This window comes from Mesorhizobium sp. M1312 (genome assembly GCF_040318115.1).
Taxonomy (GTDB): domain Bacteria; phylum Pseudomonadota; class Alphaproteobacteria; order Rhizobiales; family Rhizobiaceae; genus Mesorhizobium.
Map to the genome: position 1 here is coordinate 39,326 of NZ_JAMYLQ010000021.1, position 16,097 is coordinate 55,422.

Genomic DNA, 16,097 nt, shown 5'->3' on the forward strand with positions numbered 1-16,097 from the left:
GGCCAATTCAAGGGCGAAGCTCGGCGCCGCCGCGCTTGACGCAATCAGGCTTTTGATGTCGATACGCCGGCAAAGAGTGCCTGCTAGATTCTTTGGCTTGTCGCAGGTTTTGTCGCAAAACGTGGGACACTTTGCGGAACCTGCTTAGAAACATCATGGTGTCATGAACGCACTACCAGCAAATCCTCCCGATGAGAGCCATGCCGCGCTGCTCGGCCGGCTGGGCAGCCGTTCCATCGTCTTTGTCGGCCTTATGGGCGCCGGCAAGACGGCGATCGGCCGCAAGGTGGCGGGGTTCCTGGGGCTGCCTTTCATCGACAGCGACCAGGAGATCGAAAGCGTGTCGCGCATGAGCGTCCCGGAACTGTTCGAACGCTATGGCGAGCCCGAGTTCCGGGCGCTGGAGCAGCGCGTCATCCTGCGCGTGCTGGAACATGGCCCGCAGGTGCTGTCGACGGGCGGCGGCGCCTTCATGAGTGCGCAGACGCGGGAGGCCATTGCCGGCCATGGCGTGTCGGTATGGCTGAAGGCCGAGATCGACCTCTTGATGGACCGCGTTTCCAAGAAGCAGAACCGGCCGCTCCTGAAAAGCGCCGATCCCCGCGCCGTGATCGAGCGGTTGATGGCTGAGCGCTATCCGGTCTACGCAGCCGCCGATGTCACCGTGCCGACCCGCGACGATCGCAAGGAGGTCATCGCCGCCGAGGTGGTGAATGCGCTTTGCGGGTATTTCGGCGTTGCGGCCGCGACAGGCGAGGTGCGCTCGTGAGCAATGCGACAGTCACCGTCGAAGTCGGGCTCGGCGATCGTGCCTATGACATATTGATCGGCTCCGGCCTGCTTTTGCGCGCCGGCAGCGAGATTTCGCGCCGCCTGCCCGGCACACGCGCCGCGGTGGTCACCGACGTCAATGTCGCCGCAGCACACCTCGATACTTTGAAGGCCGGCCTCGAAAAGGGCGGCATCCAGCCTGCCGTCATCACGCTGCCGGCTGGGGAAAAGACCAAGAGTTTTGCGCATCTCGAGGAGGTGGTGGACGGCGTGCTCGCAGCCAGGCTTGAGCGCGGCGATGTCGTCATCGCGCTCGGCGGCGGTGTCGTCGGCGATCTGGCCGGCTTTGCCGCCGGCGTCGTGCGCCGCGGCATGAATTTCGTGCAGATCCCGACTTCGCTGCTGGCGCAGGTCGATTCCTCGGTCGGCGGCAAGACCGGCATCAACAGTGCGCGCGGCAAGAACCTCGTCGGCGTCTTCCATCAGCCGAAACTGGTGCTGGCCGACACCGAAGTGCTCGACACGCTGCCGATCCGGGAATTCCGGGCGGGTTACGCCGAACTCGCCAAATACGGGCTCATCGACCGCCCCGACTTCTTCGCCTGGCTTGAGGAAAACTGGGGCCAAGTGTTCGCCGGCGGCCCCGAGCGGGCCGAGGCCATCGCCGAGGCCTGCCGCGCCAAGGCCGATGTCGTCGCCCGCGACGAGTTCGAGACCGGCGACCGCGCGCTGCTCAATCTCGGCCATACGTTCGGCCATGCGCTGGAGGCCGCCACCCATTATGACGGCGCCCGACTCGTCCACGGCGAGGGGGTCGCCATCGGTATGGCGCTGGCTTACCGCTTTTCGTCACGCCTCAATCTGGCAAGTCCCGACGATGCGGCGCGCGTCGAGGCGCATCTTCGCGCTGTTGGCCTGCCCTGGTGCATGGCCGATATTCCGGGTGAATTGCCTGATGCCGAAGCGCTGCTCGCCTTCATCACCCAGGACAAGAAGGTGTCGCGCGGCGCGCTGACCTTCATCCTGACGCGCGGCATCGGCCAGGCCTTCATCGCCAGGGATGTGCCGGCGTCGGAAGTGCTGTCGTTTCTGAGGGATAACCATCCGGGTCAGCAAAGCCGCCCGGGTCAGCCGAAAGGCAGCCCGGGTCAGCCGAAAGGCCGCCCGGGATGAACGAGGCCGGCTGGATTGCCGCTGCTGTCCTTGCCGGGTTCGGCCTGCTCGCTTTCGCATTGCGCGCGCGCCTGCTCGCCGCCTTCGGCTATGAACTGCAGCGCATCGGGCCGAAGCATTCGAACCATGATGAAGCGCGCGGCGCCGTCGATGATTTTCGACGCGATGGCCAGGTGGTGCGCGAGGATCGCGCCCGCCTCGGTCGCCTGTCCGATCTCGACGAGCTCGAAGTGTCCGACGTCATGGTCCACCGCACCAACATGCGCTCAGTCAATGCCGACAATCCGCCGGAAGCGGTGGTGCGCGAGATCCTGCAGAGCCCGCATACCCGCATGCCCCTGTGGAAGGGCTCGCTCGACAACATCGTCGGCGTGCTGCATGCCAAGGACCTGCTGCGCGCGCTGAACGACGTCGGCAACGACTTTTCCAAGATCGACGTGATGAAGATCGCTTCAAAACCGTGGTTCGTGCCCGATACCACGACACTGCAGGAACAGCTCAACGCCTTCCTGCGCCGCAAGGCGCATTTCGCTATCGTCGTCGACGAGTATGGCGAGGTCGAGGGGCTGGTGACGCTGGAGGACATCATCGAGGAGATCGTCGGCGAGATCGCCGACGAGCACGATATCGACGTGCAGGGCGTCAAGCAGGAAGCCGACGGCTCCGTCGTCGTCGACGGCACTGTGTCCATCCGCGACCTGAACCGGGCGCTCGACTGGAACCTGCCGGACGAAGAAGCCACCACCATTGCCGGTCTCGTCATCCACGAGACACAATTGATCCCGGACGAGAAGCAGGCTTTCACCTTTCACGGCAAGCGCTTCGTCGTAATGAAGCGCGATAAGAACCGGATCGCAAGGCTGAGGATCAGGCCGGCCGGCGACATTTAAAGCGCGTGGCGCCTGACAAGATTCACGCAACGCGCTTTAAATTTTTGTTTTTATGCATGTCGGTGTCCCAAAACCGCTGCGCACCCTCGGGTCAGGCCCGAGGGCATGCTTTTGGGCGACATGCAATAGTTCTGGTAGGTTCTGTCCCGGCTGACCAATCCTTGACTGGACGCTCGCCGCGCCGGCGTGCACTTTCGACTGGGCTGTCTGGAGATGACAGTGATCGATCGGCGAACCCTGCTTTTGATGTCGGTGGCTTTGTTGCCGGCCAGCGCTTCGGCGGCATCGTCTCGGCGTTCGCCGTCTCCGCGAACCTTCGACTACGGACCGGCCAGGCTCGACATCTACGCGCGCGATGGCGCAGGCTCCTTGCCTGTGGTCTTTTTCATCCATGGCGGTGCCTGGCGAGCCGGCAATCGCACCCACGTCGACGTCAAGCCGCGCTTCCTGCTCGCCAATGGCTTCTGCTTCGTCTCGATCGACTATCGGATGCTGCCTGAGGCTGATGTCGCCACCCAGGCCGACGATGTCGAGCGGGCATATCGTTACGTGCGCGCCAACATCGCCAGATACGGCGGCGATCCGAACCGGATAGCGGTGATGGGCCATTCGGCCGGCAGCCATCTCGCCGCACTGACCGGGCTGCGCGGCGGTCTGCCCGGCGTCGCGGCGCTGGTTCTGAACGATACCAGGGCCTATGATCTGGAGGCGCTTGCGAGAAGCGGCGGCATGACACCGGCCTATGCCCGGGCCTTTCCCGACCCGGCGCAGTGGCGCGGGCTGTCACCGGCCACCCATGTCGGGAGCCGCAAACATCCGCCGACCTTCATCGCCTATTCGCGCGCAGCGGGTCGTGCGGCAGCCTCACGGGCCTTCGCCGAGCGCCTGCGGGCGACCGGAACGGAGGTGACACTGTTCGACGGCAGCGCCTATTCGCACATGTCGATCAATCGCGATTTCGGTGATGAAGGCGACGCCTTGACCCGTGCGGTGATGACTTTCCTGAAGGCAGCGCTCGGATAGAGTGGTTCATCGTTTCACGGAAACGCCGAACCGCTCTATCTCTTTGCACTTTTCCTGGAATTGCTCTGAGGCCTACCACCTGGTCTTTTCATCCGGCGCGGCCGGCTCGATCGCCAGCGCATGGACAACAGCCTTCAATTCGTCGGCCAGCAATGCGTTGACCGCGCGGTGGCGTTCGATGCGGCTCATGCCGGCAAAGGCTGAGGAGACGATGCGGACGCGGAAATGCGTCTCACCGGTGCCGTCATAGGTGCCGTGATGATCGGAGTCCTGATGATGATGGCCGGCATGCAGATGGCTTTCGTTAATGATGACCAGCCGCTCCGGCGAGAACGCCTTCTTCAACTTGCCTTCCATCGTTGACTGTATGGACATTCGTACTTCCCTTCACCACATATGGCGGGCGCATGACCCCGAAAATCGGTGCCCTTGGCGCGTCCAGGAGGACGCGCCAAGGGCGCCGACGCGACAAAATTCGCCGATCGCCCGCTTTATGCCGCGATTCAGCGGTTAGGGCGATCATTGCGAAAATGTCAATTCTTGTTTCGCACCAGCGAACAGCCCATAAATGGGTGAGATGAAACCGTACCCCAAATATTTCGAAAAAATTCGCATCCGCCCGGAGAAGGATGCGGAACTGAAGTCGCGTTCGCCGATCTGCCAGTGGGACGGTTGCAAGGAGGCCGGCACCCATCGCGCGCCGGTCGGACGCATGAAGGAGGGCGAGTATTTTCAGTTCTGCTTCGATCATGTGCGCGAGTACAATAAGGGCTTCAACTATTTCTCCGGTGTGCCGGATACCGAGATCGCCCGCTTCCAGAAGGAAGCGATGACCGGCCACCGGCCAACCTGGAAGATGGGCGTCAACGGCGCCTCGACGCGCTCCTCGCCCGATTTCGCCCAGCAGCGTTCCGGCCGCGCCGGCTACTACAACCGTATGCGCGATCCGTTCGACCTGTTCAAAGGTCCGAAGGATCCGCGCGAAGTGCGTGAGCGCAAGGCCAAGCCGCTTGAGGCCAAGGCGCTGGAAACGCTTGGCCTTGATACAAAGGCGACTGGCAAGGATATCAAGGCGCGTTATAAGGAACTGGTGAAACGCCACCATCCGGATGCGAATGGCGGCGACAGAGGTTCGGAAGACCGGTTCCGCGATGTGCTCCAGGCCTATCGCGTGCTCAAGCAGGCAGGATTGTGCTGAGCGACCTTACGGTCGGTGTCGTTTTCCAACTTTCATAAGGTTGGAAAAGGCTTTAAGACCGCCCCCGAACAAAATCGATTGCCGGCGAAACGCGGCGTTCGCCCGTGGAGACGTTGATAAAGATGAACAAGGTCGATCGCGACATCGCCAACCTGCCCGACAGCACCGTGTCGGTGAAGGAGAAATTCGGCTTCGAGTCCAAGATGGTGGTGCCGGCCTATTCGGTGACGAGCGAGCATGTGCCCGACATCGATCCCGACTATCTGTTTGACAAGAACACGACGATGGCGATCCTCGCCGGCTTTGCCTACAACCGCCGCGTCATGGTGTCGGGCTATCACGGCACCGGCAAGTCGACGCATATCGAGCAGGTCGCCGCCCGCCTCAACTGGCCTATGGTGCGCGTCAATCTCGACAGTCATGTCAGCCGCATCGACCTCGTGGGCAAAGACGCCATCGTCGTCAAGGAAGGGCTGCAGATCACCGAATTCCGCGACGGCATCCTGCCCTGGGCGTACCAGCACAATGTCGCGCTGTGCTTCGACGAGTACGATGCCGGCCGTCCGGACGTGATGTTCGTCATCCAGCGCGTGCTGGAATCGTCCGGCCGGCTGACGCTGCTCGACCAGAGCCGGGTCATCCGCCCGCATCCGGCGTTCCGGCTGTTTTCGACCGCCAACACCGTCGGCCTCGGCGACACCACCGGCCTCTATCACGGCACCCAGCAGATCAACCAGGCGCAGATGGACCGCTGGTCGATTGTCACCACGCTGAACTATCTGCCGCACGACAATGAGGTGAACATCGTGCTGGCCAAGGCCAAGCACTATCGCGACGTCAAGGGCAAGGAGATTGTCAACAAGATGGTGCGCGTCGCCGACATGACGCGTTCGGCCTTCATCAATGGCGATCTGTCGACCGTCATGAGCCCGCGCACGGTCATCACCTGGGCCGAGAATGCCGAGATCTTCGGCGATATCGGCATGGCATTCAGGCTGACCTTCCTCAACAAGTGCGACGAGCTGGAACGCTCGCTCGTGGCCGAGTTCTACCAGCGCGCCTTCGGCCAGGATCTGCCCGAATCGGCCGCAAACGTAGTTCTGGGCTAAGCATGGCTCTGAAAAGTCGCAACGCTTTTCGGATAAGGTCGTGCGTCAAGGGATGATCGATGGCGGGTCCGGGCGACAACACGCGCAACAAGTCGAAGACGGGTTCTGAAGCCGACAGCTTCAAGCGCGCCGTCACCGTCTGCATGCGCGCGATTGCCGGCGACAAGGACCTCGAAGTCGGTTTCGCCAAGGATCGGCCGGCGCTCGCCGGCAGCCGCGCCCGGCTCCCTGAACTGCCGAAAAAAGCTTCGAAGGCCGATATCGCCATCACCCGCGGCCTCGGCGATTCCATGGCGTTGAAGCGCGCCTGCCACGACACGCGCATCCACACCAGGCTGGCGCCGGAGGGCAAACAGGCCCGCGCCATCTACGATGCGGTCGAGCAGGCCCGCGTCGAGGCGATCGGCTCCCGAGCCATGCAGGGCGTCGCCGACAACATCGGCTCGATGCTCGAGGACAAATACGCCAGGGCCAACCTCATCGACGTCAAGGACAAGGCGGATGCGCCCATCGAGGAAGCGCTGGCCCTGATGGTGCGCGAAAAGCTGACCGGCCGCGCCGTGCCGAAGAGCGGCGAGCGGCTGGTCGACCTCTGGCGCCCGTGGGTCGAGGAGAAGGCAAGTGCCGATCTCGACGGGCTGTCGGCAAAGCTCGACGACCAGCAGGCCTTCGCCCGCGTCGTGCGCGAGATGCTGGCTTCCATGGAAATGGCCGAGGAACTCGGCGACGACCAGGAGACGGAAGATAGCGAGGACAATGACGACAACCAGCCGCAAGGCGAGGAACAGAGCGAGGAGGGCGGCGAGGACGATTCCGGCTCCGAGCAGTCGCAGTCCGATGATACCGAGGCGTCGTCCGACGACGAGCAGTCGGCCGAGACGGAGGCATCCGATGCCACCGCCGACGACCTGTCCGATGATGACGACGCCGATGCCGAGACGCCCGGCGAGGCGCGCCGCAACGACAATCCCTTCACCAATCTGTCGAAGGAGATCGACTACAAGGTCTTCACCACCGCCTTCGACGAGACGGTGGGTGCGGAGGACCTGTGCGAGGAAGAGGAATTAGATCGGCTGCGCGCCTTCCTCGACAAGCAGCTTGCCAACCTGTCCGGCGTCGTCGGCCGGCTGGCCAACCGGCTGCAGCGGCGCCTGATGGCGCAGCAGAACCGGTCCTGGGATTTCGATCTCGAAGAGGGTTATCTCGATCCGGCGCGGCTGGTGCGCGTCGTCATCGATCCGATGCAGCCGCTTTCCTTCAAGCAGGAACGTGACACCAAATTCCGCGACACGGTGGTGACGCTGGTGCTCGACAATTCGGGCTCGATGCGCGGCCGGCCGATCACGGTCGCCGCCACCTGCGCTGACATTCTGGCGCGCACGCTGGAACGCTGCGGCGTCTCGGTCGAGATACTCGGCTTCACCACCCGCGCCTGGAAGGGCGGGCAGGCACGCGAGAAATGGCTGAAGGAAGGCAAGCCGCCGAATCCCGGGCGGCTCAACGATCTGCGCCACATCATCTACAAGTCCGCCGACCATCCGTGGCGGCGGGCGCGTCGCAATCTCGGCCTGATGATGCGCGAGGGCCTGCTCAAGGAAAACATCGACGGCGAGGCGCTGCTGTGGGCGCACAACCGCTTGATCGCCCGGCCGGAGCAGCGCAAGATCCTGATGATGATCTCGGATGGCGCGCCGGTCGACGATTCGACACTGTCGGTCAATCCGGGCAACTATCTCGAACGGCATCTGCGCGCGGTGATCGAACTGATCGAGACGCGCTCGCCGGTCGAGCTTTTGGCCATCGGCATCGGTCACGACGTTACCCGCTACTATCGCCGCGCCGTCACCATCGTCGATGCCGAGGAACTGGCCGGCGCCATGACCGAGCAACTGGCCTCGCTGTTCGGCGAGGAAAATACGCGGGACACGCGACGCGGCGGCATGCGGCGCGCCGGATGATTTTTTCGCGGGGCGGCTTTCGGCAGACGCTTTTCGCCGCCACAGCGCTGTTCGTTGCCGGCATCGCCTTGTCGCCTTGCATCGCCGCCGGCAGCGGTTCGGTCGAGCCGATCGAAATCTCGGCACGGCTGTTAGACCGGTTTCACATCGGCCGTGACGAAAAGCGGTTCGGCCCGCTCGAATTTGTCGGCGGGCTGGAAATGACCTCGCCGTCACGCGATTTCGGCGCGCTGTCGGCGTTTCGCTTCCTCAAGCCCGGCAGTGATTTCATCGGCGTTGCCGACACCGGTTTCTGGTTCTTCGGCACCGTTACCCATGATGCCGACAAGCGCCCATCGGGCATGCGGAATTTCCGCATGCAGCAGATGGTCGACGAGGCGGGCCAGCTGATCGACGAGAAATGGGAGGTCGATGCCGAAGGCCTTGCGGTCAAGGACGGCATTGCCACGGTCGGCTTCGAGCGCAACCACCGCGTTTCCCAATTCAAGATCGACCCGCACGATATGGAGCCGCCGTTCAAGCAATTGGACTTCCTGATTCCAGCCTGGGAGCTTCGCCGGAATCGCGGCTTTGAGACCGTCACCCACGCAAATCCTAACGGCCAGCACGAAGGCGGGCTGGTCGTGGTGTCGGAAAAGAGCCTCGACCAGGCCGGCAACATCTATGCGGCTGTTATCGAAGGGCCGCACAAGGGCGTCTTCACCGTCAAGCGCAACGGCAATTTCGACATCACCGACGGCGCCTTCCTGCCGGACGGGGACCTCTTGCTTTTGGAGCGCAGCTTTTCGATGGCCGGCGGCGTCAAGATGCGGCTGCGGCGCATCTATGGGGAAAGCGTTGAGAAGGGCGCCGTTGCCGACGGGCCGGTGCTGATGGAAGCCGACATGGCCTACCAGATCGACAACATGGAAGGCCTAGACGTCTGGACCCGCGACGACGGCGCGCGGATGGTGTCGCTGATCTCGGACGACAACCACTCGGTGCTACAGCGTAATCTCTATCTGGAATTCATCCTGCACGAGGATTGAGAGGCGTCGGCAAGGGACGGCTGATAACAAGTCTACTGCTTCGCGCCGGTTTCTGCAGGGTGGGGTCCGTTGGTCGCGATCCAGATGACGTGGCGTGCCCCGCGCTTGCCATTGGCGCGGACCTTGGCCTCCTCGACCGCGAAGCCCGTCTGTTTGAGCCTGCGAGTAAAGCCACTGTCGGGTCCCTGCGACCAGACCGCCAGCACGCCGCCGGGCTTGAGTGCCGCTCTTGCGCTGATCAGCCCGGCTGTACTGTAAAGAGCATCGTTGGCCTTGTGGACGATCCCTTCCGGCCCGTTGTCGACATCGAGCAGGATGGCATCCCAGACCGAGGCTTCGGATCGTATGAGCTGCCCAACATCCATCTCGCGAATAGTCACGCGCGGATCGTCGAGACAGCCACCGAACACGGCCGCCATCGGGCCGCCTGCCCACGCCACGACGGCGGGCATCAACTCGGCGACAACGACACCGGCATCGGCGCCAAGCTCGGTAAGGGCGGCACGCAGCGTAAAACCCATGCCCAGCCCGCCGATCAGGATTTTCGGCTGCCGGCGGCCGGCAATCCTTTGGCAGGACAGCCTGGCCAGCGCTTCCTCGGAGCCGCTGAGGCGGCTGTTCATCAGTTCGTTCGAGCCGAGCATGATCGAGAATTCGGCGCCGCGTTGTTTCAGGCGAAGCTCGTGGTCGCCGTCAGGCGTTTTCGCGGTATCGATCTGGACCCATGGGGTCATACTCTATGCCGCCAGTGCAGGCTGGCTCCAGCGAGCTGCAAGCAGCCGGTAGGGGATCAGCGCCACTACGGCGATGATCAGCTTCACGCCGAGGTCGCCGAGCGCCCAGGACACCCAGCGCATGGTCTGGACCGGCAGCACGCCCATCAGCGGCGCGGCTTCGAGCGCGAAGCCATCGTTCGGGCCAGCGAAGGCGAAGGCCGCTGAAAAGGCGACGGTGAAGAACACGGCGGTGTCGAACACCGAGCCGACCAGCGTGCCGACGATCGGCGCCCGCCACCAGCTCTGCCGGCGCAGCCGGTTGAACACGGTCACGTCGAGCAGTTGCGCGATCAGGAACGCGGTGCCGGAAGCCGCCGCAATGCGCACCAGCCGGTCGGCGGCCGTTTCGAACTCGATCAGGCCGTAGCGGAACAGCAAGGGCGGGATGACGACCGAGCAGATCACCGCCGCTGTGAAGCCGACAAACACGATCCGGCGCGCCACGGCCGGGCCGTAGCGGCGGTTGGCAAGGTCGGTGACCAGGAAAGAGAAGGGATAGGTGAAGGCGCCCCAGGTCAGAATGTCGGCCAGAGACAGGCCGCCGATCGTACCTTGCAGCGGGAACTGCACAAGGATGTTCGACGCCACCACGACAAGCGCCATGGCCGCAACAAAGGGCAGATATCGGGAGAAAAAACTCATTTTTTTATCCTGGGTAATGGAACCAGCGGGGTGTCATGCCGAGTTCGGACGACACTCCTTGGAAGGCGGTTGCCTGAAAAAAAATTAAGCGGCCGGCTGTTCGGCAAGCTTCTTGGCGATCTGCTTCTTCAGCAGGCGCGCGCGCTGCGACAGCTCCTTGGCGTCGGCCTTGGCCAGGAACGCATCGAGGCCGCCGCGGTGCTCGACCGAACGCAGCGCGTTGGCCGAGATGCGCAGGCGCACATTCTGGTTCAGCGCTTCCGAGATCAGCGTCACATTGACGAGATTGGGCAGGAAGCGACGCTTGGTCTTGTTGTTGGCGTGGCTCACATTGTTGCCGGACATGACTGCCTTGGCAGTGAGTTCGCAGGTGCGGGACATGGTTCTAAACCTTCAGTTCTCGGTCTGGCCAAACATTCGACCCGCGCCGGGTGGCGCGCGGTTTCGGTCAGGCGGCCTTATGGAAAAAGTTGGCGTTCCATAGTTGCATTTCGCCGATGCGTCAAGCTCCGGCTTGCGCGCGGGTGTGACGACGCCTTTCACATAAAGGCCGGAATTCAGCCTATAAGCGGTCGCACCAGGAGATGCCAGGCCGGAGTTGTCCGCTTCCGCTAAAAATCGAGGATCGATCCCGCCATGCTTCGTTCGTCTCATGCTCTCTTTGCCTCGCTTGCCGTTGCGCTGCCGACGGCAACGTCTGCCGCCACGCCACAATCCTTCAAGGGTGAGTATACGGTATCGATCCTCGGGCTCTCGGTGGCGAAGGCCACCTTTTCCAGCAGTTACGAAGGCGATACCTATTCTATAGACGGCAGCGTCTCCAGCGCCGGCCTCGCCACAATCTTCGACGACACACGTGGCACGATCTCGTCAAAAGGCAAGATTTCCGGCAAGCAATTGCAGCCGCAAGCGTTCCGCGCCGACTACAAGTCGGGCGACAAGGCGTCGATGATCGATATCCGGTTCGCCAATGGCACTGTTACGGCGACGAAGATCGTGCCTGCGCCGAAGAAGCGCAATCCCAAGAATTGGATACCGCTGGGCGCGAGCCACCTCGCGTCGGTACTTGATCCGATGGCCGCCACCGTCATCCATGCCGATAGCCTCGACAAGGTCTGTGGGCGCACGGTGAAACTCTATGATGGCGAGATGCGCGCCAATCTGAGGCTGACCTACGATTCGAAAGGCTCGACCTCGGTGCGCGGCTACAAGGGCGATACCGTCACTTGCAGGCTGGGTTTCGAGCCGGTGGCGGGTTACCGCAAGAACCGCAAAGCCTTGGATTACCTGAAGAATCGCAGCCGCATCATGGTGACGTTTGCACCGGTCGGCCAAACCGGCGTATATGCGCCGATCCACGCTACGATCAGTACGAAAATCGGCACTCTCACCGTCAGCGCGGAGCGGTTCGAAGCAACAGAATAGGCGCGATGGCGCGCCGCCGGAGACGGACATGGGGCGCGCAACATTGATCGGCTTCTCGGCGATCGCCATGTGGGCGCTGCTGGCGCTGCTTACGGACGCTTCCGGTGCGGTGCCGCCATTCCTGCTTTCGGCGATCACCTTCACGATCGGCACCGGCGTCGGGCTCGTCGCGCGGCTGTTCATGCCGGCCGCCGCCAGCAGCGAGAAGATACCGCCGCAAGTGTGGGTGATCGGTATTGCCGGCCTGTTCGGTTATCACTTTTTCTACTTCACCGCGCTGCGCAACGCGCCGGCGGTCGAGGCGAGCCTCATCGCCTATCTCTGGCCGCTGCTGATCGTGCTCGGATCGGCGCTGATGCCGGGCGAGCGGCTGGCCTGGAACCATGTCGTCGGCGCGCTGCTCGGCCTTGCCGGCACTGTCCTGATCGTCACCAAGGGCGGCGGGATTGCCTTTGACGCAAATTATGCCTTCGGCTATGCGATGGCCGGCGTTTGCGCCGTGCTATGGTCCTGCTATTCGCTGTTGTCGCGGCGCTTCCCGTCGGTGCCGACCAGCATTGTCACCTGGTTCTGTGCGGCCACGGCAGCGCTTTCCCTTATCTGCCATCTCATGCTGGAAGAGACGGTGCTGCCTGTCGGCGCCGGCCAGTGGCTGGCCGTGCTCGGCCTCGGCCTGATGCCGGTGGGCGCGGCCTTCTACGCCTGGGATATCGGGGTCAAGCGCGGCAATATCCAGGTGCTGGGCGCGGCGAGCTATGCCGCCCCACTGCTGTCGACGCTGGTGCTGATATCGGCCGGTTTCGCCGAGCCGTCCCTGCGCATCCTCGCCGCCTGCGTGCTGATCACCGGCGGGGCAGCGCTTGCGGCGAAATCGCTGTTCTTGCGCAAGAGGGCAACGAGCGAGGCCGAGGCATGATGCCGTTTCCCGGCGGCATCGACGCCAACGCCAATGCGACGCTGCTGTTTTCGCTGGTGGCGGCGGTGATCTACGCCTTCATCATCGACATGCCGCCGAAGCTTGCGCGCTCAGCGGTCAAGACGCTGGCCGTGGCAATGCTTGCCGGGCTGGCCTCGCTGCAGGGCGGTCCGTGGCTGCTCGTCGCGGCGCTGGCGTTCAGCGCCATCGGCGATGCGTTGCTGTCGCGCGAGGGTGAAAAAGGTTTTCTCGGCGGGCTGGCCAGTTTTCTCGTTGCGCATGGGCTTTATATCGCGCTGTTCCTGCGTTCCGGCGGTGGGATCGGGCTGCTCTCGGCCGAGCCGTGGCGCGCGGCGATTGCCCTGGCAATGGCCGTGTTGGCGCTCGCCATGCTTTTTGCGCTCTGGCGACGTGTCGGCCCCGCCTTGCGCCTTCCGGTCAGCGTCTATATCGCGGCAATCCTCGCCATGGCGATTTCAGCCCTGACGCTGAGCAATATCTGGGTCGTCGGCGGCGCCGTGCTGTTCATGACGTCCGACGGGCTGCTCGCCTCGGAAAAGTTCCTGATGACCGCCATCTCGCCGCACCGCGTCTGGATGCGCCACGCGGTCTGGGTGCTGTATTACGCCGCCCAGCTGGCGATCACGATGGGTTTCCTACTGGGCTAGGTATGTCGATATTCAGGTGATGCCGGCCTGCAAACGGGCGGTTTCCTTGCGCTTCCGGTACTCACGTACCCAAACGTACGCTCCGTTCCGGTTCTCGGAATCCACCATTTTCGGCTCGGCGTGACCTGAATCTCAACATACCTAGGGCGTGCCCGGCTGCCAGCCCGGTTCGGCCAGCTCGAAGGCGGCGAAGTCGAAACCCGGCGCCACGGTGCAGCCGACCAGCGTCCACTCGCCGAGGCTGCGCGCCGACTGCCACCAGCCTGCCGGCACGACGATCTGCGGCCGCTCGCCTGCCGCTAATGCCGTGCCGAGCACCTGCTCGAACACCGGCCCGTTTTCCCGATGTATCGACAGCGCCAGCGGCGCGCCGGCATAGAAATGCCAGACCTCGGCCGCGTCCTTGACGCGGTGCCAGGCCGACACTTGCTTCCGCTCCAAAAGGAAATAGATCGCGGTCGAATGGCTGCGCGCGCCTTCCGCGCCATCACGAAAGGTTTCGGCATACCAGCCGCCTTCCGGATGCGGTTTCAGGCCGAGCGTCGCGATGATTTCGGCGGAAGTGGTCATGATTTCCAGCACGTCATGGTGCTCAGAAATTGTCCTTGCGCTTGCGAATTTCGGCGAACACTTCGGCGTCGGAGGCGTTCTCCATGCCGAGATGCTTGCGGATTGCCGGGTCGTGCCAGCGCAGGAACGGATTGGTCGACAGTTCTTCGCCGATCGTGGTCGGCAGCGTCGGCTTGCCGTCGGCGCGCAGCGCCTCGATTTTCGCAGCGCGCTCCTTCAACGCCGAATTGGTCGGGTCGACAGTCAGCGCGAAGCGGGCGTTGGAAAGCGTGTATTCATGGCCGCAATAAACGACCGTCTCGGCCGGAAGTGCCGCGAGCTTTTTCAGCGAATCGTACATCACCGGCGGCTTGCATTCGAACAGCCGGCCGCAGCCGAGCGCGAACAGCGTGTCGGCGGTGAACGCCACTCTCGATGCCGGCAGATGATAGGAAACATGGCCCGCCGTGTGGCCGGGCGTGGCGATCACGTCGATCCTCTCGTCGCCGAGGTGGATGACCGAACCTTGCTCGACGGTTTCGTCGATGCCGGGGATTTTGGCCTTTTCCGCCTCCGGTCCGACGATGCGCAGCTTGAAGCGCTCTTTCAGCGCCAGATTGGCCTCGACATGGTCGACATGGTGATGGGTGGTCAGGATCATCGTCGGCGTCCAGCCGGTACGCTCGATCGCGGCCAGGATCGGCGCCTCCTCGGGCGCGTCGATGATTGCGGTCTGGCCGCTTTTCGGGTCATGCACCAGCACGCCGAAATTGTCGCTGCGGCACATGAACTGTTCGATTTCAACCGGCATGGCGTCTCTCCACTTGAGCGGTTCGTCGTTTCACGGAAACGCCGAACCGCTTTGTCTCTTTGTTTTTGCGCAATTCCCTAGGGAAAGTGCTACGCGCTTTTCCCGGGAAAACCGTTTCACACTTTTCTTGGAATTGCTCTAGAGCGCCGCACGTCCAGTTGGACGCACAAAGGACGCTCTAACACTTTTTATCTGCTGCATCGTGCTTTCCGAAATCGAAATCGATGCAGTAGTCGCCGCAGACATAGGGCGCTTGCCCACGGATGTCATCCGCCTTTGTAGAACTTGGCGCCTTTGTAGAACTTGGCGCCTTTGTTGAACTTGGACAGCATCGAAGATACCGTCCCGCGCATGCATTCCGATATCGTCGACATTCGCTCCTTCTATTCGACCACGCTCGGGCGCTTGGCCGAACGCTCGATCACTATGGCGTTGTCCTCGATTTGGGCTGTCGTGCCCAATGAGCGGCTGGTCGGCCTCGGTTACACCTTGCCGTGGCTGGAGCGATTCGGCACCGACGCGGAGCGTGTCTTTGCCTTCATGCCGGCGACGCAAGGCGCGGTGGTCTGGCCGGCTACGGGGCCGACCGCGACCGCACTGGTCTTCGACGAGGAATTGCCGCTGGTCGATGCCTCCATCGATCGCATGCTGCTCGTCCATTCGCTCGAACATGCCGAGAACCCTCGCGAGACGCTGAACGAAATCTGGCGGGTGCTGTCGCCTGCCGGCCGCGTCGTCATCGTCGTGCCCAACCGGCGCGGTGTCTGGGCCCGTTTCGAGCATACGCCTTTCGGCAGCGGCCGGCCTTTCTCGCGCGGCCAGCTCACCGAATTGCTGCGCGAAGCGAATTTCACGCCCGCGGCGTGGTCCGATGCCCTGTTCTTCCCGCCGTCGCGGCGACGCTTCATGATGCAGTTCCACAATGTGCTGGAGCGCGCCGGCCGCAGGTTCTGGCCGATCTTTTCCGGCGTCATAGTGGTCGAGGCGCAGAAGCGGCTCTATCAGGGCGTGCCAGTTGTCCAGCGCGCCTCTCGCCGCGTCTTCGTGCCGGTATTCTCGCCGCACGGCGCCACAAGGCTCGGCCGGATATCGCCGACCGGGAAGGCGACATCGCCGATCCGTCGATGACATGTTCGTGATCGGAATCTCACCTATCTGTC

At 63.1% G+C, this 16,097-nt stretch carries 18 protein-coding genes; 12 read left to right on the forward strand and 6 right to left on the reverse strand.

The genetic code is table 11. The features are described 5' to 3' along the window. Positions 1-163 precede the first annotated feature (163 nt). From NKH36_RS22320 to NKH36_RS22335, 4 genes are all read left to right on the forward strand, one after another. Entirely contained in the window at positions 164-769 is a 606-nt protein-coding gene (locus tag NKH36_RS22320; protein ID WP_352962096.1) for a shikimate kinase, read from the forward strand. Continuing rightward, positions 766-1,944 (forward strand): 3-dehydroquinate synthase, encoded by a 1,179-nt coding sequence (aroB, locus tag NKH36_RS22325; protein ID WP_352962094.1) that lies wholly within the window; start codon positions 766-768, stop codon positions 1,942-1,944. The genes NKH36_RS22320 and aroB overlap by 4 nt, the downstream gene beginning before the upstream one ends. Next, entirely contained in the window at positions 1,941-2,834 is an 894-nt protein-coding gene (locus NKH36_RS22330; protein WP_352962091.1) for an HlyC/CorC family transporter, read from the forward strand. The genes aroB and NKH36_RS22330 overlap by 4 nt, the downstream gene beginning before the upstream one ends. A gap of 219 nt (positions 2,835-3,053) precedes the next feature. Next, complete coding sequence (locus tag NKH36_RS22335) at positions 3,054-3,857, forward strand: alpha/beta hydrolase (RefSeq protein WP_352962088.1); 804 nt, start codon at positions 3,054-3,056, stop codon at positions 3,855-3,857. A gap of 72 nt (positions 3,858-3,929) precedes the next feature. On the opposite strand, the gene NKH36_RS22340 is transcribed toward NKH36_RS22335, so the two are convergent. Beyond that, complete coding sequence (locus NKH36_RS22340) at positions 3,930-4,232, reverse strand: BolA family protein (protein ID WP_352962085.1); 303 nt, start codon at positions 4,230-4,232, stop codon at positions 3,930-3,932. 193 nt (positions 4,233-4,425) lie between these two features. On the opposite strand from NKH36_RS22340, the gene NKH36_RS22345 reads away from it, so the two are divergent. The 4 genes from NKH36_RS22345 (at position 4,426) to NKH36_RS22360 (ending at position 9,150) form a co-directional block, all read left to right on the forward strand. Further along, positions 4,426-5,055 carry a J domain-containing protein gene (locus tag NKH36_RS22345; RefSeq protein ID WP_095485929.1) on the forward strand — a complete coding sequence of 210 codons (630 nt, stop codon included), beginning with the start codon at positions 4,426-4,428 and terminating at the stop codon, positions 5,053-5,055. A 122-nt stretch (positions 5,056-5,177) separates the two neighbouring features. Further along, positions 5,178-6,164 carry a cobaltochelatase subunit CobS gene (gene cobS / locus NKH36_RS22350; RefSeq protein ID WP_352953135.1) on the forward strand — a complete coding sequence of 329 codons (987 nt, stop codon included), beginning with the start codon at positions 5,178-5,180 and terminating at the stop codon, positions 6,162-6,164. A 59-nt stretch (positions 6,165-6,223) separates the two neighbouring features. Beyond that, positions 6,224-8,122 carry a cobaltochelatase subunit CobT gene (cobT, locus tag NKH36_RS22355; RefSeq protein ID WP_352962082.1) on the forward strand — a complete coding sequence of 633 codons (1,899 nt, stop codon included), beginning with the start codon at positions 6,224-6,226 and terminating at the stop codon, positions 8,120-8,122. Then, the gene (locus tag NKH36_RS22360) at positions 8,119-9,150 is read left to right on the forward strand and encodes an esterase-like activity of phytase family protein (protein ID WP_352962080.1); all 1,032 of its coding nucleotides are present in this window, start codon (positions 8,119-8,121) and stop codon (positions 9,148-9,150) included. Before cobT ends, NKH36_RS22360 begins: the two co-directional genes overlap by 4 nt. A gap of 32 nt (positions 9,151-9,182) precedes the next feature. Here the strand turns inward: NKH36_RS22360 and NKH36_RS22365 are convergent, their stop codons facing one another. The 3 genes from NKH36_RS22365 to rpmB form a co-directional block, all read right to left on the reverse strand. Then, positions 9,183-9,884, reverse strand: coding sequence for a polyamine aminopropyltransferase (locus tag NKH36_RS22365; RefSeq protein WP_352962078.1), 702 nt, complete (start codon positions 9,882-9,884; stop codon positions 9,183-9,185). 3 nt (positions 9,885-9,887) lie between these two features. Beyond that, entirely contained in the window at positions 9,888-10,568 is a 681-nt protein-coding gene (locus tag NKH36_RS22370) for a queuosine precursor transporter (RefSeq protein ID WP_352962076.1), read from the reverse strand. An 84-nt stretch (positions 10,569-10,652) separates the two neighbouring features. Further along, complete coding sequence (rpmB, locus tag NKH36_RS22375) at positions 10,653-10,949, reverse strand: 50S ribosomal protein L28 (protein ID WP_006328411.1); 297 nt, start codon at positions 10,947-10,949, stop codon at positions 10,653-10,655. A 255-nt stretch (positions 10,950-11,204) separates the two neighbouring features. Here rpmB and NKH36_RS22380 point away from each other — a divergent pair, with 255 nt between their 5' ends. Genes NKH36_RS22380 through NKH36_RS22390 form a run of 3 tightly spaced genes read left to right on the forward strand, consistent with a single transcriptional unit; the run spans position 11,205 to position 13,577 of the window. Further along, positions 11,205-11,993, forward strand: coding sequence for a DUF3108 domain-containing protein (locus tag NKH36_RS22380; RefSeq protein WP_352964567.1), 789 nt, complete (start codon positions 11,205-11,207; stop codon positions 11,991-11,993). A gap of 28 nt (positions 11,994-12,021) precedes the next feature. After that, positions 12,022-12,909, forward strand: a complete 888-nt coding sequence (yddG, locus tag NKH36_RS22385) for an aromatic amino acid exporter YddG (RefSeq protein WP_352953142.1) — start codon at positions 12,022-12,024, stop codon at positions 12,907-12,909. After that, a complete protein-coding gene (locus NKH36_RS22390) occupies positions 12,906-13,577 on the forward strand; it encodes a lysoplasmalogenase (protein ID WP_352962070.1) in 672 nt (223 codons plus the stop codon). Before yddG ends, NKH36_RS22390 begins: the two co-directional genes overlap by 4 nt. 141 nt (positions 13,578-13,718) lie before the next feature. Here the strand turns inward: NKH36_RS22390 and NKH36_RS22395 are convergent, their stop codons facing one another. Continuing rightward, positions 13,719-14,147 carry a cupin domain-containing protein gene (locus NKH36_RS22395; RefSeq protein WP_352962067.1) on the reverse strand — a complete coding sequence of 143 codons (429 nt, stop codon included), beginning with the start codon at positions 14,145-14,147 and terminating at the stop codon, positions 13,719-13,721. A 22-nt stretch (positions 14,148-14,169) separates the two neighbouring features. Further along, positions 14,170-14,937, reverse strand: a complete 768-nt coding sequence (gene gloB / locus NKH36_RS22400) for a hydroxyacylglutathione hydrolase (RefSeq protein WP_352964571.1) — start codon at positions 14,935-14,937, stop codon at positions 14,170-14,172. A 351-nt stretch (positions 14,938-15,288) separates the two neighbouring features. On the opposite strand from gloB, the gene NKH36_RS22405 reads away from it, so the two are divergent. Beyond that, positions 15,289-16,065 (forward strand): class I SAM-dependent methyltransferase, encoded by a 777-nt coding sequence (locus NKH36_RS22405; protein WP_352953156.1) that lies wholly within the window; start codon positions 15,289-15,291, stop codon positions 16,063-16,065. The last annotated feature ends 32 nt before the right edge of the window (positions 16,066-16,097 follow it).